At 27.4% G+C, this 22947-nt stretch carries 21 protein-coding genes; 4 read left to right on the top strand and 17 right to left on the bottom strand.

Annotated features, from left to right (window positions below):
• Window positions 1–164: 164 nt before the first annotated feature.
• The 3 genes from hcp to QOZ84_RS10840 form a co-directional block, all read right to left on the bottom strand.
• On the bottom strand, window positions 165–1820 hold the full coding sequence (gene hcp, locus QOZ84_RS10850) for a hydroxylamine reductase (protein WP_284132987.1): 1656 nt from the start codon (window positions 1818–1820) through the stop codon (window positions 165–167).
• Between the two features lie 107 nt (window positions 1821–1927).
• The gene (locus QOZ84_RS10845) at window positions 1928–3682 is read right to left on the bottom strand and encodes a vWA domain-containing protein (protein WP_284132986.1); all 1755 of its coding nucleotides are present in this window, start codon (window positions 3680–3682) and stop codon (window positions 1928–1930) included.
• Window positions 3683–3690: 8 nt separating this feature from the next.
• Window positions 3691–4626: an AAA family ATPase gene (locus QOZ84_RS10840; protein ID WP_284132985.1), complete on the bottom strand. Its 936-nt coding sequence runs from the start codon at window positions 4624–4626 to the stop codon at window positions 3691–3693.
• 170 nt (window positions 4627–4796) lie between these two features.
• On the opposite strand from QOZ84_RS10840, the gene QOZ84_RS10835 reads away from it, so the two are divergent.
• Together QOZ84_RS10835 and QOZ84_RS10830 are read left to right on the top strand one after the other, a co-directional pair.
• Window positions 4797–5342 (top strand): NADH peroxidase, encoded by a 546-nt coding sequence (locus QOZ84_RS10835; protein WP_284132984.1) that lies wholly within the window; start codon window positions 4797–4799, stop codon window positions 5340–5342.
• A 17-nt stretch (window positions 5343–5359) separates the two neighbouring features.
• Window positions 5360–5677, top strand: coding sequence for a DUF1540 domain-containing protein (locus QOZ84_RS10830; protein ID WP_284132983.1), 318 nt, complete (start codon window positions 5360–5362; stop codon window positions 5675–5677).
• Between the two features lie 105 nt (window positions 5678–5782).
• Here the strand turns inward: QOZ84_RS10830 and QOZ84_RS10825 are convergent, their stop codons facing one another.
• The 5 genes from QOZ84_RS10825 to QOZ84_RS10805 all read right to left on the bottom strand — a co-directional run bounded on the left by QOZ84_RS10825 (window position 5783) and on the right by QOZ84_RS10805 (window position 11503).
• Window positions 5783–8365: an ABC transporter permease gene (locus QOZ84_RS10825; RefSeq protein ID WP_284132982.1), complete on the bottom strand. Its 2583-nt coding sequence runs from the start codon at window positions 8363–8365 to the stop codon at window positions 5783–5785.
• Complete coding sequence (locus QOZ84_RS10820) at window positions 8366–9043, bottom strand: ABC transporter ATP-binding protein (RefSeq protein WP_284132981.1); 678 nt, start codon at window positions 9041–9043, stop codon at window positions 8366–8368.
• A gap of 107 nt (window positions 9044–9150) precedes the next feature.
• A complete protein-coding gene (locus QOZ84_RS10815) occupies window positions 9151–10392 on the bottom strand; it encodes a sensor histidine kinase (protein WP_331496572.1) in 1242 nt (413 codons plus the stop codon).
• Window positions 10379–11080: a response regulator transcription factor gene (locus QOZ84_RS10810; RefSeq protein WP_284132979.1), complete on the bottom strand. Its 702-nt coding sequence runs from the start codon at window positions 11078–11080 to the stop codon at window positions 10379–10381. The genes QOZ84_RS10815 and QOZ84_RS10810 overlap by 14 nt, the downstream gene beginning before the upstream one ends.
• A gap of 138 nt (window positions 11081–11218) precedes the next feature.
• On the bottom strand, window positions 11219–11503 hold the full coding sequence (locus tag QOZ84_RS10805) for a DUF2325 domain-containing protein (RefSeq protein ID WP_284132978.1): 285 nt from the start codon (window positions 11501–11503) through the stop codon (window positions 11219–11221).
• 213 nt (window positions 11504–11716) lie between these two features.
• On the opposite strand from QOZ84_RS10805, the gene QOZ84_RS10800 reads away from it, so the two are divergent.
• The gene (locus QOZ84_RS10800; RefSeq protein WP_284132977.1) at window positions 11717–12313 is read left to right on the top strand and encodes a DUF3793 family protein; all 597 of its coding nucleotides are present in this window, start codon (window positions 11717–11719) and stop codon (window positions 12311–12313) included.
• Between the two features lie 88 nt (window positions 12314–12401).
• Here QOZ84_RS10800 and QOZ84_RS10795 read toward each other — a convergent pair whose 3' ends face one another.
• From QOZ84_RS10795 to QOZ84_RS10780, 4 genes are read right to left on the bottom strand one after another with little or no spacing between them, the layout of a single operon-like run.
• A complete protein-coding gene (locus QOZ84_RS10795) occupies window positions 12402–13439 on the bottom strand; it encodes an ABC transporter ATP-binding protein (RefSeq protein WP_284132976.1) in 1038 nt (345 codons plus the stop codon).
• Window positions 13440–13455: 16 nt separating this feature from the next.
• Window positions 13456–14247: an ABC transporter permease gene (locus QOZ84_RS10790; protein WP_284132975.1), complete on the bottom strand. Its 792-nt coding sequence runs from the start codon at window positions 14245–14247 to the stop codon at window positions 13456–13458.
• A gap of 8 nt (window positions 14248–14255) precedes the next feature.
• Window positions 14256–15119, bottom strand: a complete 864-nt coding sequence (locus tag QOZ84_RS10785; RefSeq protein ID WP_284132974.1) for an ABC transporter permease — start codon at window positions 15117–15119, stop codon at window positions 14256–14258.
• A 1-nt stretch (window position 15120) separates the two neighbouring features.
• Entirely contained in the window at window positions 15121–16329 is a 1209-nt protein-coding gene (locus QOZ84_RS10780; protein ID WP_284132973.1) for an ABC transporter substrate-binding protein, read from the bottom strand.
• Window positions 16330–16852: 523 nt separating this feature from the next.
• Here QOZ84_RS10780 and QOZ84_RS10775 point away from each other — a divergent pair.
• Window positions 16853–17701, top strand: coding sequence for a DegV family protein (locus QOZ84_RS10775; RefSeq protein WP_284132972.1), 849 nt, complete (start codon window positions 16853–16855; stop codon window positions 17699–17701).
• Between the two features lie 154 nt (window positions 17702–17855).
• On the opposite strand, the gene QOZ84_RS10770 is transcribed toward QOZ84_RS10775, so the two are convergent.
• From QOZ84_RS10770 to QOZ84_RS10755, 5 genes are all read right to left on the bottom strand, one after another.
• Window positions 17856–18701, bottom strand: coding sequence for a DegV family protein (locus tag QOZ84_RS10770; RefSeq protein WP_284132971.1), 846 nt, complete (start codon window positions 18699–18701; stop codon window positions 17856–17858).
• Between the two features lie 94 nt (window positions 18702–18795).
• Window positions 18796–18915, bottom strand: coding sequence for a hypothetical protein (locus tag QOZ84_RS16675; RefSeq protein WP_416390350.1), 120 nt, complete (start codon window positions 18913–18915; stop codon window positions 18796–18798).
• Window positions 18916–19123: 208 nt separating this feature from the next.
• Entirely contained in the window at window positions 19124–19777 is a 654-nt protein-coding gene (locus QOZ84_RS10765) for a hypothetical protein (RefSeq protein WP_284132970.1), read from the bottom strand.
• 161 nt (window positions 19778–19938) lie between these two features.
• Complete coding sequence (locus tag QOZ84_RS10760) at window positions 19939–21162, bottom strand: voltage-gated chloride channel family protein (RefSeq protein WP_284132969.1); 1224 nt, start codon at window positions 21160–21162, stop codon at window positions 19939–19941.
• Between the two features lie 276 nt (window positions 21163–21438).
• Window positions 21439–22884: a DEAD/DEAH box helicase gene (locus tag QOZ84_RS10755; RefSeq protein ID WP_284132968.1), complete on the bottom strand. Its 1446-nt coding sequence runs from the start codon at window positions 22882–22884 to the stop codon at window positions 21439–21441.
• Between the last annotated feature and the right edge of the window lie 63 nt (window positions 22885–22947).

The following is a 22947-nucleotide window of genomic DNA, read 5'->3' as shown; positions in this document are numbered from 1 at the left end:
ATATTTTCCCTGTAATATAAAATAAATGCTGAGTTTATAAAAAATCACTTTAAATAGTTAATAAAAAAAGAGAAGGATAATTTCCTTCTCGTAAACTCTAATTATAATATTTATTTAGCATATAACTTGATAAAATGCTCATCTAATAAAAGTATAGATTAGTTTTATATACCTTGTTGTAAACAACTTTTTAAATCTTCTTCTGCATTACTTATAGGTCTTATATCAAATGTATCAACTAAGTATTGAAGTACATTAGGTGTTATAAATGCAGGAAGTGTTGGTCCTAAATATATCCCCTTTACTCCTAATGATAAAAGTGCAAGCAAATCAGCTACTGCTTTTTGTTCATACCAAGATAATATTATTGATAATGGCAATCCATTAACATCAGTATCAAATGCATCTGCAAGTGCTAAAGCTATCCTAACAGCAGAGTATGCATCATTACATTGACCTACATCTAATAATCTTGGAAGCCCTGCTACTTCACCAAAGTCTAGTTTGTTAAATCTATATTTACCACAAGCTAGCGTAAGTATCACACAGTCTTTTGGAACTTTTGTAGCAAATTCCGTAAAATAATTTCTGCCTGGTCTTGCTCCATCACATCCACCGATTAAGAAAAAGTGTCTTATCTTACCATCTTTTACTGCATTTACTATTGTATCTGCATGACTTAATGTTGCATTATGACCAAATCCAACCAGTATTTCTTTAGTATCTTGATCTTCTTTAAATCCACCAAGTTCTAAGGCTTTATTTATCATTTCGCTAAAATCTTTTTCTCCATTCTCTTTTTTACATATATGTTTAAGTCCGTCCCAACCAACGACACTCGTAGTAAATATTCTGTCTTTGTAGCTATCTCTTGGTTTCATAAGGCAGTTTGTAGTCATAAGTATACATCCAGGTATATTATCAAATTCTTTTTGTTGATCTTGCCAAGCACCACCAAAATTACCTACTAAATGAGTATATTTTTTAAGTTCTGGATATCCATGTGCAGGTATCATTTCACCATGAGTATATATATTTATTCCCATACCTTGTGTTTGCTTTAATAGCATTTCAAGGTCTTTTAAATCATGTCCTGATACTATTATAAATGGGCCTTTTTTAATATTTACATTTACCTTTTGAGGTGATGGATTTTGGTAAATATTAGTGTTAGCTTCGTCAAGCTTTTGCATTACGGCAACACTCATATCCCCTGTTCTCATAGTCATTTGTATCATTTCTTCAAGTGACAAGTTATTATTAGTAGTACATTCTAATCCTCTAAAATAAAATTCATCAACTTGGTCATTATAATATCCCATTTCTCTACTTTGATGACCATAAGCACTTATTCCTTTAAGTCCATATATAATTGTTTGTCTTAAAGAACGTATATCTGCATCTATATTTTGGTCATACATTATGCCTGCTTTTTTAGCATCAACTAACATTTCTTCTTTAGTGTTACTTAACTTATATGTAGCTTGTTCAGTTTCATCACTACAACGTCCTACTGTATTTTTTATTTTTTCTTTTATTTGTTGAGATTTTTTTAGCATCTCTACATGAACTTCTGCATCAAAGTTTACATTAGTTAAAGTTGTAAACAAAGAGTTTTCTACAAACTTAACTATCTCTTTATCTATTTGTTCGCCTTTTTCTATAAGTTTCTTAGCATAAAAACTTATACCTTTTAATTGATATATAAGCAAATCTTGAAGTCCTGCTATTTCTGGTGTTTTTCCACAAACCCCCATTTTAGTGCAGCCCTTACCTCCCGCTGTTTGTTCACATTGATAACAAAACATTGAATTTTCCATTTTAACTCTCCTCTACATACAAAGTATCTTACATTTAATATCATTTCCATAATTTATGATTAATATTTATTACAAACAAAAAAACTAAGCTATTTACTAGCCTAGTTTTAAACCTCTATTATGCGTTTTAGATACATTGATATAACATCTGCAAATCTATCTATATTGTTAATATAAACAAAATCTCTTCCGTATATAAGCTTCTCTGCTTCTAAATCTTCTTCTTTGCCTGTAAAAATACCAAGTACTTTTATACCTTGCTTTCTAGCTTTTCTAACTTCACTTGCACTATCTCTTATTCCAACAATACCTTTGTAGCTAAGTTCGCTCTTTGTAGTCCTTTCGCTCTCCTTTCCTACTTTAACGTCATTTGGTTTTCCATCGCTTAGTATTATCATAATCTTATTTTCTTCTTCACGTTTTAATAGCCCATCATAAACAGACTTTATAGCTAACCCATCTCTATTATTTCCTGCACAAAAATATTCAAATATGTTTTCATTAAAGCTAATTGGAGAATTATAATCTCTAAATCGTCTGATTATGGTGTAATCTAAAAAACTACAATACCCCATAACTCTATTTGAAATACCTAGCTGAGTAAGTGCTTGAGATACTATATACCCTTGTGCACTTACTTTCCCTTGGTTTCTTCTTTGAGAACCACTAGAATCTAATAATATATCAACTACATATCTTCCTTTATCATTGTTTATATTTTTATAAAAAACCTTATTATCCTGACTTTTTCCTACTTTCCAAAGCTTATTGGCTACTAAATTTCCATTATCAGAATGAATTATATCTTTTTCTTGTTCTTTTATTAACATCCTGCCTATATTGTCTTTAAGTTTTTTTATATTTCTTTTATATATTTTTATATCGTCTCTATATACACTTAAATTCTTTTCTTTTTGTCTTGTTACGTATTTTATTTGAAATATATTTTCACATTCACTTCTAAGTACTCCGTCTGTTAAATGAACTCTACATCCTTCGTGTATATCTCTACAATTAATTCGCTCTAATTTCTTTATTTCTTCTTTATCTAAAAAAGACTTTCCATAATAATATTCTATTTTTGTATATATCTTAGCTACATTTTCTTCATCTATGTATATTTTTCTATTAGACGAGGTTTTATTGTCTAAAATACTTCCTTCACCTATGGAATCTACTATCCTGCTAGACATTATTTCTTCTACTTCACTATCATCACTATAAAGTTCTTCATTCATAAAGTCAGAGAAAGTATCAAAGTCTATGTCTGTATTTTTTCTATTATTTTCATGCTTATGGCTTTCTTCTAACTCACTTACTATATATCCAAAATGAGTGTTGTATGTATCTTCTACTATCTTTAATAAATCTAAAGTATTATTACAATTTCCAGCTTTTTTTATATCATTTATAATTTTTCTTATCTTTGGACTTACAATTGGATGTTTGTCCATATTTTCAAGAATTAAAGTATATTTTATCTTATCTAATACAGTGTCATCTTTTATTTTAAAATAATTTGAAATTATATCTTGGTAAGCTTTTTTTCTTATATCGTAAACTCCAGGTCTTTCTTGTATGATTTTATCATTTATTGCTACATCACTACATATTTGAACTAATTTTATTAACACTTCTTTATTTAGCCCACTTTTAACTCTACTGTTTAGGTATTTTTTTATAGTATTAAAATCAATGTATGTTCTTCTCGCTCCTGCATTTATAGAATAGTATAAGGCCACATTTTTTGATAAATAATCATTTTCATCATTTTCTATTTCTACATTATAATCACCACATATAGTCCATGATAAATTATTAAGTCTATTTTCAAATTCAAAATCTTCATATATCCATTTCATAACATCACCTATATTATCTTAGCTTTTAATTTAAAAATATCTTCACATCCCCAACTATCAGGTATTCTCGTACTTATTACATCTCTTACTATTTCTTTTTCATATACATCAAATGTCTTATCAGTAATTCCCATATCTATTGCAAGCTTCGGATTTAAACCTCTTTTTATAGTTTTTAATGATGCTATTATACCTCTTAAATCTATTGATTTCGTAGATATTTCAGAGTTTTGAGATTTAGTTTGTAAATCTAAAAATAATCCAGCAAATTGATTTAACTTATCTTCATTTGCATCTTCAAATTCATTTTTAAGTACAACCATAAGAGTTTCTTCGTTTATAGAAGGTATATCTATAACCATAAATCTAGAAACTAAAGCTTCATTTAACTCTTTTGTTCCTGCGTATTCGTAGTTCATAGTACCTATAAACCTAGTTGCCTCGTGTAATTTAATTTTTTCATAACCTGGTACATCTATTATTTTTCTATAATCAAGAGCACTGTGAAGTACAACCACAGCATCATTTTTAGCCATATTTATTTCATCAAATACCCCAAATCCTCCATTAAGTGCACATTCATACACGCTCCCTCTTCTTAGCTTAACTTCATTATCTATAAATGTATCTGTCCCTATAAGAGAGGCGCTATCTGTATTTACATGAAATGATGTATTCCATTGAGGTCTGTTAAATATTTGAGATAAATTATCTGCTAATATATTTTTTCCTGTTGCTTTAGGTCCACTAAGTAATATATTCTCCCCTTCAAGAATTGCTGAAATACTCTTTGATAATATATCTTTTCCATAAAAATATGTTTTAGGAGTGGATACTCTACTTGATAACTCTTCATTTAATTTATAATAATTTCTAAAATATATTATATCTTCTATAAGTTTTTCACTTATACCCTGATTTCTTAAGTTCTCTATTATATTCATATCTACTCTCCCTAAATTTCTTTTTTTTTACATTTTTCTATAATACTATTATATATAATTTATGCCATTATTTGTTATTATTTTAAACTAAGAATCCTAACAAGCATAATATATATTTTTTTACCAATAATAAATAAGTATTTAATTTACAATCTGAAAGGAAAAATCTTATGAAAAAATATGTTTGTACAGTATGTGGATATATCCATGAAGGAGATGCTCCTCCTCAGATTTGCCCTGTTTGCAAAGTAGGACCTGAAAAATTTGATGAACTTAAAGGTGATCTTACATGGGCAGACGAGCACCGAATCGGAATAGCAAAAGATATTGATTCAGAATTAATAGAAGGCTTAAGAGCTAATTTTATAGGAGAATGTACCGAAGTAGGAATGTATTTAGCTATGAGCCGCCAAGCTGATAGAGAAGGATACCCTGAAGTAGCTGAAGCTTATAAAAGAATAGCTTTTGAAGAAGCTGAACATGCATCTAAGTTTGCAGAATTATTAGGTGAAGTAGTTGTAGCTGATACTAAAGCAAACTTATCTGCTAGGGTTGAGGCTGAGTATGGTGCTTGTGCTGGAAAAAAAGATTTAGCTACTTTAGCTAAGAAAAACAATTTAGACGCTATTCATGATACAGTTCATGAAATGTGTAAAGACGAAGCTAGACATGGTAGAGCTTTTAAAGGTTTATTAGATAGATATTTTTCTAAATAAAAAGTAGGAGGTATATAATGATTAAAATAAATTGTAAAGTAGAAAACTGTTCTCACAATAAACAAGGTAGTTGTTATTCAAATCGCATAAATGTAGGTGGAAAAGGAGCTAAAACTGATTGTAGTACTTGTTGTGGCTCATTCCTTGATAAAGATAATTATTCAACATTAACTAACAATACAAATAGTAAAGGTGAGTGCAATTGTTTGGTTTGTGAAGTTAATACTTGTGGTTATAATGACAACAAATCATGCAGTGCTAAAACTATATTAGTTTCTGGAAATAATGTTAATGTATACACAGAAACTAATTGTTCAACATTTAAATTAAAGTAACATATCACTTCCATCAAAACTGAATATTTTTAAATTACTAAGTAAAAAAAAGCAGTAGCAATTCAGGTTATAAAAACCTAAATTATTACTGCTTTTTAATATTAACTATATACTCTCTTGTCTAATATTTTCTATTATATTTTCCTTGTTTATCTTCTTCATAGGTATATATGATGCAACAAATGTAATCACAAATATTCCTACAACAGATATTAAAACTGCATTCCATGGTAGAATTATACCTAATTGTATAACATATCCAGTGGTTTTATTCACAAGTACATCAATTCCAAGACCTATAGGAACTCCATATACTAAAGCTAAAGCCCCGTATAAAAAACTCTCAAGATATATCATCCTGTTAAATCCACCAGGTGTTACACCTATTGACTTAATTATAGCAAACTCTCTTTTTCTCAAATTTATATTTGTACTTATAGTATTTACTATATTAGCTATACTTACCAAAGATATAAGTATTACAAAACCATATACAAATATTTTTATCGCCATGATAGACTGTTCAACCTTTAATGCTTGTTCTACTTCATCATATACATCATATCCATACTTTTTACCTATCTCTTTTAAAGCTTTCCTAGTATTTTCTGTTTTATCCGAGTTTATATATATATCCCTACTATTAATATCATATCCTAATTCTGAACCCACCTCATTATAAGTTATAAAATCTATTCCCATGTAAGTAGCATATTTATTTCCTGGCAGTAAATCCTCTGTAGTAGCTAAAACCTTTAATTTAATAGGCTTCTTTACTTCATTACCATCTTCATCCCTAGAAATATCATAAGCATCTATTGCATCTCCCACTTTATAATTAGTTAGTGCAATCTCAGCTTTTTTACCAAGCTCTTTATAATAACTTTTATTTCTAAGTATTATACCATTTTCTTTTATAGCAGTTTCTTTATCAAAACTACCAGTTTTTAATTCTAACGCTTCTATATCTTTATCTCCTGTAAATTGGAAAGTATTTTGCATAGGATTAAAATTATATATAGTTTCACCATTCTTATTATTTTTAGAAAAGTTCTTATCTATTAACTCCTTATATTCTTTATTTATATTGCCTTCCTTAACATCCAAACCTATCCCATAGGTATTGCTAACACTAATTTTTTTTATTCCATTTACCTTATTTAAATCATTTATTATCTTATCGTCTTCTACAATACCACTTTTCCATAGCCTTACATCATAATTCACTATCCCATTATTAACCTCACTAGCTTTTGCAAACAACTCTACAAATCCACTAAATGATATAAATATCACTACACTAATTATTAATGAAAATAAAGTTATTCTAAATTTCTTTTTATTTCGTTTCAAGTTTTTATATGCTAAAACTCCTTCAGTTTTAAATAACGCTCTAATTAACTTAGAATCCTTCACTTTCCCTACTTTAAGACTACTACTATTTTTTATAGCTTCAAGTGGTGAAGTTTTTGCTGCATTAAGTGCTGGAAGTATTGCAGATACTATTATTGTTAATAGTACTATTACTGCACTTCCTATAATTATATAAGGTTTATACACAACTCTTAAATTCATGGTTGCAACAATCGAACTGTTAAATAGAGATTGTATTAATTTAAATACTAAATCGATTACAAAAGTTCCAGTTACCAATCCTAGCGGTATACCTATTATACTTACTACAATAGCTTCTAAAAGTACCAACTTCATAACCTGAGATTTTGTTGTTCCTATAGAATTTAAAATTCCAAATTGTTTTTTACGCTCACTTATTGAGATACTAAATGCATTGTATACCGTAGCTATAGTGCATGCAACTACTAAAGTTATGACTATAAATAGTATTATGTAAATAGCTTCATTTATATTAGAATAAGCACTTGCAGCTTCTAATATTAATAATTCCTCATTAAATAATAAATTTTCATAAGCTACACCACTATCATCAGAACTTACTACTTTTAAACCTAAGTTTTTTGATATTTTTGTTGCTATTTCATAAATTTCACTAGGCTCGTTAGCAGATATAGCTACATTCAATGTATCATTATTAGATTGTTCTTTTATATCTAAATAAGTTATTCCACTTACAACATCATTTCCAATATCATTTTGTGGTTTATTAATAATACCAACTATCTTAAAGTCTTTATTTCTTCCATCTACTATAGTTTCATTATCATCCAATATTGAGATTTCTATGTATTTTCCATTTTTATCTATTCTATTTCCAATGTTTAGAGTTATTTTATCCCCTATTTTTTTATTAATTAAAGGCATAGCTCTTTCACTTAAAACAATTTCATTGCTATTAGTAGGAAGTTTACCCTCTTTCAACTTCATTTGATAACCTTTAAAAGCAGTATTATCAAATGCCCTAACTTGAACTAAGTTTAGTTTTTCTTCACTTAACTTTGCATAACCTAAATTGTCACTTAGAGCACTTTTAGATATTCCTGCACTCTTTGTTATCTTGTCTAAATCATCTTTTTTTATATCATGAAAAGTTGCATGGAAATCTCCGTTATTAGCTATAGTTTCCCTAATTTGATAATCCATGAAACTTTCAAATATATTACCTACTCCACAGATCAGTGCAGTAGACAATATTATCCCTACTATAGTGACTATTGTTCTTTTCTTATTTTCTTTTAAATATCTTAAAGTTAGAGAAGTATATAAGTTCATTTATATCACCTCGTCAACTTTAATCATTCCATCTTCTATAGTTATAACTCTATCAGCTTGCAAAGCGATATTAGTGTCATGAGTTATCATTATTAAAGTTTGATTATATTTCTTTACTGATAACTTTAGTAGCTCTAATACTTCTTTTGAATTTTTACTATCTAAATTTCCTGTTGGCTCATCTGCAAGAACTATAGATGGTCTATTTATAAGCGCTCTACCTATAGAAGTTCTTTGTTGTTGCCCTCCACTTAACTCATTTGGAAGATGATTTTTTCTTTCTTTTAATCCTAAAGTTTTTAACAAATCATCTAAATATACTTTATCTATTTTTCTATTATCAAGCTCAGCTGGTAATAATATATTTTCCTTTGCACTAAGTACAGGTATCAAATTATAAAACTGATATATAAGACCTACATTTCTTCTTCTAAATATAGATAAATCCTTTGCTTTTAAAGTATATATATCTACATCATTTACAAATACCTTTCCGCTAGTTGGTTTATCAACTCCGCCTATCAAATGTAGTAAAGTACTCTTCCCACTACCACTTGGTCCTACTATTGCAACAAATTCACCTTTGTTTATTGATAAATTTATATTTTTTAAGGCATCTACCTTTGCCTCTCCCTTACCATAACTTTTAGTTAAATTTTTGACTTTTAAAATTTCCATATTACCCTCCATATATTCCTTTTTATAAACTTTATCTTCATTTTTCTTGTTTATATTTTATAGTTTACAGACTCATCATTACATTAAGGTGAATTAAATATTACAGATTAGTCACTATAAATTTTATGGAATATAATATGGAACTGGGACCCTTTATCTTTTTCACTTTTAACATATAAATCACCATTTTGGCTCTCTATTATAGATTTTGCCATAGCTAGTCCGATTCCTACACTATCTTCTTTTGAGCTATTTCTTCCTTTATAAAATCTTTTAAATATATGAGGCAAATCTTTTTTATCTATTCCTTCTCCATTATCTTTTATGATTATTTCACTGTATAAAGGATTTTCTTCATAATCAATTTTTAAGTTTCCGTTTTGCGAAGTATGTTCTACACAATTTTTAATTATATTAACTAAAGCTTCTCTAGACCAATCTATATCTCCATAATATGTAGAACTATCCTCACCACTTATACTAAGTTCTATATTTTTAAGTTCTATTGGAATTAAACTTGGTTGAATCGATATCGTTAGTAATTCTTTAATATTTACTTTTTCACACTTAAAATCTATAACCTTAGCTTCAACTTTAGAAAGCTTTAACATGCTTTTTATTAGCCACTCCATCCTATTTAGTTGGGATTTTATTTTATCTAAAAATTCGATTTTAGTTTCTTTTGGTATATCCTCATACATTAAATCGTTAAGTATTATAAGTGAAGTCATCGGAGTTTTTAATTGATGTGAAATATCAGAAATAGTGTCATTTAAGAATATTTTTTCATTATTTAATAGTTCTACTTTTTCTTTAAGTATATTGGTCATTTTTAAAAGCTCAGTTTTAAGAAGCCCAATTTGACCTTCTTGATTTTTATTTTTCATTTCAAAATATCTGCCTTCTGAACTATTATATACATAACTAGTCATATCTTTTATATCACTATATATTTTTTTAAAATAATACATAACTAAAACTAAGATTAAAATAAATATAATAACTACAAATAGTGTGTTTACACTAAATAGTTCTTTTATACTCTCACTTACGATTGGTTCATTTCTAAGGCTTATATCTTTATCATAATTATATTTCATTAATACCTTTTTTCCTAAACTTACATTGTCTTTTGATTCTCCCCGAGTTATTACACCGACTATATCACTTTCTAAATTAGGATTTTGAGAAACTATAGCTCCTACCATCGCTTGGTTATTTTCTACTATCTTATATTTTATAATATTTAGATCTATAATAATAACTCCCATAGAAATTATCATGATAATTATAAATGCTCCTATATAACTTCTGATAAAGTTTTTTATCTCAACATTAGACAGAAACATAATTTTCACTTCCATCCCACTTATATCCAAGTCCTCTTACTGTAAGTATGTATTTAGGGTTGGCTGAGTCATCTTCTATTTTTACTCTAAGTCTTTTTATATAAACAGTAAGAGTGTTATCGCTTACAAAATCATAAGTAACATCCCATAATTTTTCTAAAATATTAGTCCTACTTAAAACCACATTCTTATTTTGCATTAATATTAATAATAATTTATACTCAACAGAAGTTAAGAAAATCTCTTCTCCATTTTTATAAACCCGAGCTTCTAAAGTATGTATACTTAAATCTCCAAACTTCACTACTTTTTTATTTTCACTATTATTTCCTCTTCTTCTAATTACTGCGTTAATTCTAGAAATAAGTTCTCTAACTCTAAAAGGTTTGGTCACATAGTCATCTCCCCCAATATCTAAACCCGTAACTATGTTCACTTCTTCATCACAAGCAGTTAAAAATATTATTGGCGTATCTATAATTTCTCTAATTTCTTTGCAAAATTCGTACCCATTACCATCTGGCAACATTACATCTAAAAGAATTACATTGTACTCTTTATCACTAATATTTTTTCTACTACTTTCTAAGTCCTTGCATATCTCAATATTAAAACCTTCTTGCTCTAGAGCATACTTCACTCCAAATGCTATTGTACTATCATCTTCTATCATAAGAATATTTATCATAAGTCCCTCCAATACTACATTTATATTTCCTATTAATTATTATACAACAATTATTTTAATATAGTATTTTAAATAAAATTACATATTAGTCTATTATCGGACTAATATGTATAAGGATGTTATTAGATAAGTAAGTTATTATGATAGTTCTACTCTTTTCATACATTCTCTAAAAGCAACTTTACTACTACTGTGGCTTCTTAATATAGGTATATTCTTCTTTTTAGCTTCTTCTTCTGCCTTCATACTCATCTTATGAGATACAGTAGCTGTAAGTATTATTATCGCATCTGGGCTTCCTATTCCATTATTTAGTTTTTGAGATGCCTTAGTATATACTTTAGTTTTGTACCCAAAGGATAACCCTATTGATTTATACTGGCTCTCCATTCTTTCATGACCACCTATTATTACAATACTCATTACTTACTCCCCCTTTAAATTTATTATATATGTATACTTATTATTACTTGCTAGTATGGACATACTATAACTAGATACTTAATTAATATGTTATTACTATTAATAATCATTGTCAATTGTTTTTTATTTTCATTATCTTGTTGATATTAATTATCATTAATGTTAACATATGTTTATATTATTTAATAACCATTATCATTTAAGGAGGCTATCATGAATAAAAACTGTAACTATAACCGCTGTAACAATACAGCAAACTCATCATATCTCAAATGGGTCTTAGAAGTATTAGGTCCAGTAATAATGGGATCAAAGCCTAGTGAAATACTTAATATATCTTTCAATGATCCTATGAAGGATGAAAAAATTTCAGATTTAATTTCATTTTTTTCTAAGTGTAATAAGATATCTTTTGAGATAATTAATCAAAAAGAGAAAGGTATAAAGATTTTATTTTTAAACTACTGCACTTTAAAGCAAACTTTAAATAATAAAAAAATTATAAATTTTTTAAAATTTTTAGGATATCCTAAAAATTATGATTTCCATAAATATCTAGATTTTTTAATAAAAAAACTTAAATCTAATATTTTACCGGATGAAATAGGTATATTTTTAGGTTACCCTCTCAAAGACGTTGTAGGATTTATGGGATATGGAAACTATAAATTTCAAAATACTAAATATTGGAGAATTTATGGAGATCCTAATATCTCACAACAAGTTTATGATAAATTCTTAGAACATAGAAAACAAATGCGAGAATTAATAGCTGCAAATACTACAGAATACATACTAAAAGCGATATAAACTCACATAAGTTTATATCGCTTTTAGTATGTATTGTATTAAATGTTTTACTATTTAAGTTTATACTATAAAATTCAAGCTTAATAAATTATATAGTATAATATACTGAATTGTTAAAATCTATACATATATTTACTTCATCATCCACATTGTAACTATCATTAGGTGAAGTTATTTTAAACTCATAGCTTATAGCTCTTACAGTATAATAAGTTCGATCTCCACCATACCTCTTCTTAATAATTTTACCTGTGATTTTATTAGAATCGTTAAATTTATAATCTGAGTTACTATATATAGCTATATTCTTAGGAGATATCATAACACTTATTTTATCTGTATCCTCACAATTCACTTTAAACTCACCTATATCACTTGTAAGTATATTTTCTTTTACAGTTCCCCTTATATAATTACGTTCTCCAAAAAAGTCAGCAACTTCTATACACGATGGATTTGTATATAAAGCTTTAGGACTGTCAAACTGTTTTATTTCTCCATCTAGCATAATAGCCACTTTATCACTCATCATAAGAGCTTCTTCTTTATCATGAGTAACAAGTATAGTAGTTATGTTAAGTTTTTTTTGGATTTCTAGTACAAATTCTCTCATTTCATCCCTAAGAATTATATCAAGGTTACTAAATGGCTCATCTAACAGCAATATCTTTGGTTTTACAGCTAAAGCACGTGCTATTGCTACTCTTTGTTTTTGTCCACCTGACAGTTCTGATGGGTATTTATTTTCCATTCCTTCAAGTTTAACTAAACTTATAAGGTTATTTACTTTTTCTTTTCTTATTTCTTTTTTTTCTTTCATTATCTTAAGACCAAAGTCTATATTATCATATACATTCATGTGAGGAAATAATAGATAATCTTGAAAAACTATTACAGCTCCTCTTTTTTGAGTATCTACATTTAAAACAGATTCATCGTTAAAAAGTATATCTCCACCATCAGCTTTAATAAGCCCAGCTATTAGTTTTAATGTAGTGCTTTTCCCACACCCCGATGGACCTAAAAGTGATACTAATTCGCCCTCTTCAATTTTTAAATTTATATTATTAAGTATTTTCTTATTATCAAATTTCTTAACCAAGTTGATAAGTTTTACTTTTGACATATGTTTTCTCCTATTTTTATAAAAATGTAGTTTGTTCTTCATTATAATATGATTTTATCTTTTTTTCTAATATAAAAAGAACTATCACACTTACCACTAAAAATACTAAACTATATAAAGATGCTATGGTTCTGTCTCCACTTTGTATGTATGGAAACATTATCATAGGATAAGTAACCACTACTCCTGATCCTATTAAATAAGTTAAAAAATATTGTCCAAATGATATTATAAAGCACATGCTGCTAGCACTTACTATGCCTGGCATTATAAGTGGCAAACTAATATATTTAAATGTATCAAATTTATTAGCTCCAAGTACCTTTGCTTGCACTTCAAGCTTATTTCCTACAATATCATATACATCAGTTAGTATCCTTACAGCATACGGAATACATGGCACTATATTAATTATTACTACACCTACAATAGTGTTTGCTATTCCTATCTTCATAAAAGTTATATGAATTCCCATTGCCACAGATATAGTAGGAATTATTATAGGCGACATTATTAAAAGTTCAAAAAATCTCTTACCCTTAAACTCATACAAACTAATAGCCCTCGCTGCCGGCAAACTTATTATTATAGTTATTATAACTACTATTGTTGAAATAATTAAGCTAGTTATAAGTGATTTTATACTATCGGTTGTGATTAAGTATTCTAGTCCATTTAAAGAAAATTCACTTGGAAAAAGGCTTGGCCAAGTCCATGAATTTGTCAAACTCCATATTATAAGTACGGTAAGTGGCGATATTAATAACACTACAAAACTATTTAACAATATTTTATATATTTTTTTCATTTTATCACCTACAACTTGTATTTATATATTTTTTTTAATAATTTATTGTATATTATTAAAAGTACAAAACTAAAAGTAGTTAAAATAACATTTATAGCCATAGCATACGGTCTTTGTGTTAAATCACTACTACTATATCTTATATATGCTTCTACTGGCAATGCCCTTGGAGTAGTCGGTCCTATTAAGTAAGGTACTTCAAATGAGCCAAATGAAAACGCAAATATTATTATAAACGAAGAAATAATTGTAGGCATAGAAAGTGGAAGCAATATATTAAAAAATGCTTGAGATTTACTCGCACCTAAATTCATAGCTACTGATTCCAAGTTATCGCTAAAATTTTTAAGTATACTAAAAGTCATAAACGCTATAAATGGAATACCTTTATAAATATAAACAAGTATTACACCAATCCCATTTTTATCCATTGTTAATATCGAAAAATCATTTGTATCATTTATAAACCCTATATTATATAAAATTCTAGCTATTACTCCACTTTGGCAAAATACCATAAATATTAAAAGTACTACTACAATATGAGGTATTATGATAGGAAGTCTAATCAAGCTTTTTCTAAATTTAGAGTATTTATTATCTCTAATTAGCATATAAGCTATCATAACCCCACCTACTACAGATATTATCGATGATATAGCACAAGTACTTAAACTAAATAAAAATGATTTTATAAATGTAGTATCTCTTAATATTTCTTTATAATAATCTAAGGTTATTTCATTTAATCCTATAAGTGGAAAACACCCTAAGCTTTGAATCATACATACTATTATTCCTATTGAAAACACAGAAAACAATATCAAAAATATAGGTGCTAAAAGTATATATGGCTTTAATTTTTCTTTCATATTATTTTGCCTCTAATACTTCTTGTGTCCATATTTTTTCAATTATAGGAATTATACTTGCAGGTAGTTCAGGTAATGTATTTTCTATATTCACAGTTTCCATAAATTCAGATTTTTTTTCTTGTGGTATTTTATCCATACTTAATACTGTACTGTCTCCCCAGTTTTTAGAATCAGTCTTAGAAGCTTGAGCATCTACACTCATTAAAAAATCTATAACAACCATTGCTCCTTCTTTATTTGTAGCATTGTTTGGTATAGCTAAAAAGTGAGTATTACTTATATTTCCTTTATCAAATTTTACTATCTTAGTACTTTTAGGTATTATATTTTTTTCTATCTTATCTTTAAGCGTATTTGGAGCGTAAGTCATCATTGCACATACTTCTTTATCTGCATACATATTTTCAAGTTGAGAAGAAGTAGATGGATAATTCTTTCCTTCTTGCCATAAATACGGCTTTAATTGTTTTAAATAATCAATAGCAGGCTTTATAGCTTCTTTAACTTTTTCTTCATCTGGTTCTATATTTTTTATATTTTCATATCCCACAACATCATATATTATATTTCTTACAAATGCACTTCCTGTAAAATCTGGAGGAGCTGGATATGTAAATTTACCTGGATTATTTTTAACCATCGTCATAATTTCATCACTACTATTTAAAGTGCTTTTTATAGTATCACTGTTATATGCTATTGTAAACTGAGCTTTACCCCAAGGTGCTTCCATATTATCAACAGATGTTCCAAAATCATTAGTTATCTCTGGTGCTTTTTGATCTACGTATTTCATATAATTAGGTGTTTTTTCACTAAATGGACCAAATAATAATTCATTATCTTTTGCAACTTTAAAGTTTTCTCCATTTAACCATATTACATCTACAGTTCCTTTTGAATTTTTAACCTGTTTCTCAGATAAAAGCTTATTCATTATTTCATCTATATTCATACCTACTCTCTTAACTTTTATATCGTATTTTTTCATTTCATTTACTACATATGTATCAAACCATTTGTTCATAACTTCATCCCCACCATATCCATAGAAGTTTACAGTAGTTCCTTTTGCTTTTTTTAATATTTCTTCATAACTAGATTTTAATATTTCTTCATTTGATGCTTGTGGCACATTAGCTTTTGAGCATCCTACTACATTAAATATTAAAAACATAGTTAACAATAAAACTATAATTTTTTTCATATTAAGTCTTCTCCTTTTAATTTGTGTTATATAAAGTAATCGCAAGATATTATAATAAGGATTATTAGAATATCTATTGCGATGTATTACACTATATTACTATATATATTTTTTTTATACTATACATCTTATACTTAATTCACATATAGATTTTTTCTATTTAACATTTTGCATTATTGATAAAATCAATATTCTAAAATATATTGTTTTTTTGCAATCTATATACTGCTGCATAATATTGTAATATAAAATATAAACTAAAATTCATAACTCTATAAACTGTACAAAAGAACATGAATTTAAATTAGTTAAGTAATTTTTTAATAATTAGGATATCATTTGCCTTCCTAGTAATAAGGCTAGATGCTATTTTTATTTATATAATTAATTACATTTGAAAAATATATTCATTTTACTCATTAATAATTTTGATATATAATAAGAATATAAGTTATAATTCTTATTATTTATTGAAACTCATATATATAATTAAGTTATATATATTTTGAAAGGAGAGATTGACTTGGCAATAAAAATAATTACTGATAGTACATCTTACATACCAACTGAATATATTGAAAAATACGGTATTTCTGTAGTATCACTAAATGTGTATATGGATGATAAGAGTACACGTGAGTTGGATATAGATAATAAATTTTTCTATGAAGAAATGAACTCTTTAAATGAAATTCCAAAATCCTCTCAACCAATACCTGATGAAATGTTAAATACTTTTGAAAATATAGTTAAAAATGGGGATTCTATAATAGGTATCTTTTTATCGTCTAGTATGAGTGGTACTTTCTCAAGCGCTAATTTAATTAAAAATATGATTTTAGAAAATTATCCACAAGCCGATATAACTATAATTGATTCTAAAACTAACTGTATGCAAATGGGATTTGCAGTTATAGAAGCGGCAGTAGCTTCTATTGAAGGTAATTCTAAAGATGATATAGTTAATGTAATTAATAATGTTTTAAATAATAGCAGATTTCTATTTTCACCAGATACTCTAGATTATCTAAAAAAAGGTGGAAGAATAGGAAGCGCATCTGCTCTTTTAGGAAATATACTTCAAATAAAGCCAATACTTACTGTTAATGATGGAACAACTTCCATTTTCACTAAGGTTAGGACTAGAAAAAAAGCTATTGATACTATAATTAATTCAGTATTTGACGATATTGAAAAAAATGGATTAGGTGATGTTATTGTTCACCACATAAATTGTGAAAATGAAGGTTTGAAGCTTGCCAAAAGATTAGAGGAAAAATTACATATACCTGTTAAAATACAATCTATTGGTCCCGTTATAGGGCTACATGTAGGTCCTGGAAGTATCGGTATTGCTTATTATACAAAATAAACAAAGGCATGACATTTTTAAAATGTCATGCCTTTTATATTTGTAAAAGCAAAGTCTTTTTCAAAGACTTTAAATTATAATTTTATTAAAACACTATTTCACACATAATTATATATTATTGCTGTATTATAAAAACTTTGTATTATAAAAAATATTATTTATTTAAACATGCTATTCCTAAAACACTAGGTCCAGAGTGACAAGCTACACAAGAACCTATTTGTAGTATATGTACATTTTTTGGTGATAATTCTTCTTTTATTTTTTTTACAAATTTATCACACTTACTTATGTCATCTCCATATCCAACATAAATCTCTTTATTTGAAAAGTCATCTCCAATTTCTGATTTTAATTGTTGTATCAATGCCGGAACTATATTTTTACTTCCTCTTACTTGAGTTTTTTGTTTAACTAACCCATCTTCTATTTTTAGTATTGGCTTTATATTAAGTAATGTTCCTATTGCAGCCTTAGTCCCAGATATTCTTCCACCCTTTTGTAAATAATCTAAAGAGTCAACAGAAAAATATACATCTACTTTTTCTTTGAATTCTTCTAATTTATTTATTATGTACTCTATATCATGACCTTCTTCAACCATTTTTCCAGCTTCACTAACTAAAATTCCTCCACCCATACTTAATTGATAAGTATCAAATATATGAATTTCACCATCAATATCATTCTTTGCTAAAGTGGCAGATTGATAAGTTCCCGATGCAGCAGATGAACCAACCATATATAATACTTTTTTACCTTCATTTACATACTTTTCAAATATTTCTTTATATATTGTATAAGTTATTTGAGATGTTGATGGCATTTGTTCTGAACTTCTAAGTAATCCATAAAACTCATCACCACTTATATCTACACCTGCTCTATATTCTTTTCCTTCAAACATTATAATTGTAGGAATTACTTCTATATCATATTTATCAACTACTTCTTTTAAAACATCATTCATGGTATCACATACTATTTTAATATTACTCATTTTGTAAGCTCCCTTTTCTTTCTATTTAAAACACGTTGTTCCAATAAAACCAGACCGTGAATGTGAACACATAAGTTTTCTCCACAAGCTAGTGCTATAGCTTTTCACTAAAATTTGGTCCATAAACTTCTTGTATACAATTTACTATATTCGATATTATTTTCTTATTTCCTCTTATTTTACCTTCTTGATAAATTAATCCATCTTTAACTATAAGAATAGGCCTTATGTTTAATAAATTTCCAACTAGTGCTTTTGAGTTTGAAATACTTTTAGATTATATCATGTTTTGCGATATTTTTCCTTATTTTAATATTTCATATACACCAATTCATTAAAACACCTAAGTATACACAGTAAATTGAATATAGAAAAAGTCATAGAGATATTTTAACTCTATGACTTTATATTTATAGTTATATCTACTTTTGCTTATTTTCTAAATTTTTTCTTCTGTTATCTAATGGATTTAAGTTTATATGATGTACTCTCATATTTTCACTTGGCTTCATTATAACATCTTCTAGGTTTACTTTACCATTAGGAGTATGAGCAATTACTTGAGGTTGCTTATATCCTTTATGGTATAACCAAGTATACTTTTTATTTACAACTCTGTCTAAATCTTTAGATGATATTAAAGCTTTAGCTTGCTCTTTTCCATATCTATCTTTTAATATTACTGCTATAGTATCGTTATCTATAGTTTCATATTCATTTTTTTCTTTTCTATCTACTAATTGTAAGTTACATTTTCTATTATCTAATGTATCTCCATTTATATGTTTAATTGGAGCCTTAGATTCAGTATCTAGTATTACAGATTGGATATTTCTTTTATTGCTTTTTAATTTCTTATCTACTTTAGTTACAGTTAAGTTTTGAACTAAGTAACTATTAAAATCTTTGTGCCATTCTGCGAACCAAGTTCCCATAGCTTGAATTTTTTCTAAGTCTTCTGTATCTATTTTAGCAACAAGTTCAGTATTATTCTTTTTAAGTATATTTATAAAAGTAACATTACCTTGAGTTTCATACTTATTTTCTTTAGTTTTATAATTATCTATGATAAACACCTCTTTCTTTATTAAAGCTATTTTATTATAACAGAATTTTATAATAAAAGCGACTAAGTTTTAGCAAACACCTAATTATATATTGCAACATAATAATTTATTTAAGCATATTTAAAATATCCATTAAAGTTTTTTCTAAGTAATTTTAATTAATTCTATATTTACTTAAATATACTATTTTCCTGTGATGAATATATCCCACTTTTGCCTGAAAATACATAGCTAATTATACATGCCATAAATATGTACTTTATATTCTCAGCTCCAAATAACTCGACTCCCATTATGAAGGATGCTAATGGAGTCTTAGTAGCCCCACAGAATACGCTTATCATTCCTAAACCCGATAAAAAAGATATTGGTAAATTTACAATAGATGATAGGAAATTTCCTAAAGTTGCACCTATTACAAATAATGGCGTTACCTCACCACCCTGAAACCCAGTTGCAAGAGTAATAGATGTAAATATAAGTTTTAATAAAAAAGCATATCCAATTATTTTAACTTCAAATGAATTTCCTAATAAATCTAAGCTAAGACCTAAATATATTCTAGTATTTAATATAAGCACTAAAGCTATTATTAATATTCCTCCTATAAAACTTTTAACACAAGGATTTGGTATTTTTTCACTAAAATACTTTTTTAGATAATGAGTTAGCTCTGAAAATAATTTACTTACTAATCCAAATATTACTGCACAAAATATTACTTTATAAAATATGCTTGGGTTGTCAGTAATCCCATTCATATGATAATGTGTATGTTGTACTTTTAATAGTGTTGCAATTTGATTTCCTATAAAACTTGATATTAAACATGGAATTATTGCGTCATATCTCATCTTTCCAATAGAACTTACCTCTAAGCCAAATACTGTGCCTGCAATAGGAGTTCCAAATACAACTCCAAATCCACTACTTACACCACTTATTATAAGTATAGTATGATCCATACCTTTTAAGTTTATTAGTCTTCCTAACTTAGAAGATATACTAGCTCCGATTTGTACACCTGTTCCTTCTCTACCTGCTGATCCTCCAAATAAATGAGTTATAAATGTTCCTAAAAACACTAATGGAGTCATCTTAAATGGTACATATCCACCACCGTTATTGATACGCTCAATTATCAAATTATTTCCTTTAGAAGAATCTCCTCCATACTTTAAGTATAAATAACTTACAAGCGCACCTCCAAAAGGTAATAAATAAATAATCCACGGATTATTTTCTCTAGTAACAGTTGCATATTGAAGGCTTTTTAAAAATAATGATATAACTAAACCTACAACTCCTCCCGATATAGCTGATAGGAAAAACCATTTTATAAAATGATTTGCTATAACTTTAACTTCATTTGCATTTTTACGTAATAACTCCATAAACCCACCTCAACATATATATTTTTCATATTAAATTAGTGGTAAATGACGTGTTCGTATAATCTAATTAAATAGCACTTCTTTTTTATATTAAATAATGTACTAAATAAGCTTATATTATATAAGAATCACGATTATCATACCTCCCTTATTATACCATATTGTTTATATAACACTTTTTCTTTGTAATTTTTAAATGTGTTATATACTCAAACTAAAAAAAGCACCTCTAGGGTACTTTCTTAGTCAAATACATCTTATCTATCTTTTTATAAATTACATTTCTGCTTTAGTAACTCTACGTGGTCTGCCTTTTATATTTTTCGTTTGTAATTCTTTTAGTACAATTTCACCTTTATTATTTAGTACTTCTACAAAAGTTGATACATCAAGTACATTAATAACACCTATATCATCAGCAGTTATACCATCTATACTACAAAGAGTTCCAACTATATCAACTGGTCTCATTTTAGTTTTCTTACCTGCATTTATATGAAGCTTAATAATCTCTTCACTTAGCTTAGAACCCTTATCTTCTTTAACTTGAGGCTTTAGTTTTAGCTTGTATTCAAAATCTTTTCTTAAGTCTTCTAATAATTTTTTACTTGGATTTCTTTTTAATGTAAGTTCTTTTCCCGTATACTCATGTATATCACTTAAACGACCACTATCTCTATTAGTTACAAAAGTTATAGCTCTACCACTTTTTCCACCACGTCCAGTTCTTCCTATTCTATGAACATAGTTTTCTTTTCCTTTTGGCACATCATAGTTTATTACATGAGTTATGTTATCTATGTCTATCCCTCTAGCAGCTACATCTGTAGCTATTAAATATCTAAAATATCCCTTTTTAAAGTTAGACATAACTTTTATTCTATCATCTTGTTCCATTCCACCATGAATTTTATCACATGGATAACTAGCTTTATTTAATTCACGGCAAAGTGTATCTACTTTTTCTTGAGTATTACAGAATATTACACAACTGTCAGGATTTTCTATTATAGTAACTTCTTTTAATAAGTTTAATTTCCCTATTTCTTCTATCTTATATCCATCTTGCTGTATTCTGTCTACTGTTACAGTTTTTGATTGAATTTCTATCTTTGTAGGGTTGTTCATATATTTTTTAGATAAATTATCTATGTCTTCTGGCATAGTAGCTGAGAATAACATAGTAACACGTTCCTTTGGTAGTGAACTTATGATTTCTTGTATTTGTTCAATAAATCCCATATTAAGCATCTCATCAGCTTCATCTATTACAAGATATTTAATATTATCTGTAAATAACGTACCTTGAGTGATATGGTCAATTACCCTGCCTGGAGTTCCAACTGCTACATGAGTTTTTTGCTTAAGTTCTTTTTCTTGCATAGCAAAAGAAGATTTTCCATAAAGTGCTGGTACTTTTATTCTTTTAAATCTACCTATATTAAATACGTCTTCTTTAACTTGAATTGCAAGTTCTCTAGTCGGCGTTAGTATTAAAGCTTGTGGTTTATTTTCATTCCAATCAACTAATTCACAAACTGGTATTGCAAAAGCTGCTGTTTTTCCACTTCCAGTTTGAGATTTAACAAGTACATCTTTATTTTCAAGTGCAACTGGTATAACTTGTTCTTGTACATTTGTTGGGCTTTTAAAATTTAATATGTCAATTGCCTTTAATATTTCATTACTTAATTTATAATCTTTAAAATTTACTTTTGTCATTTATTACTCTCTTTCTTATAGTCATTATAGTATTATCTATTATAACACAGTATTGTATAGATA

This window comes from Romboutsia sedimentorum, from assembly GCF_030131845.1.
Lineage (GTDB): Bacteria > Bacillota > Clostridia > Peptostreptococcales > Peptostreptococcaceae > Romboutsia_D > Romboutsia_D sedimentorum.
Note: the sequence above shows the minus strand (reverse complement) of the source record. Positions and strands in the feature narration are given on the sequence as shown.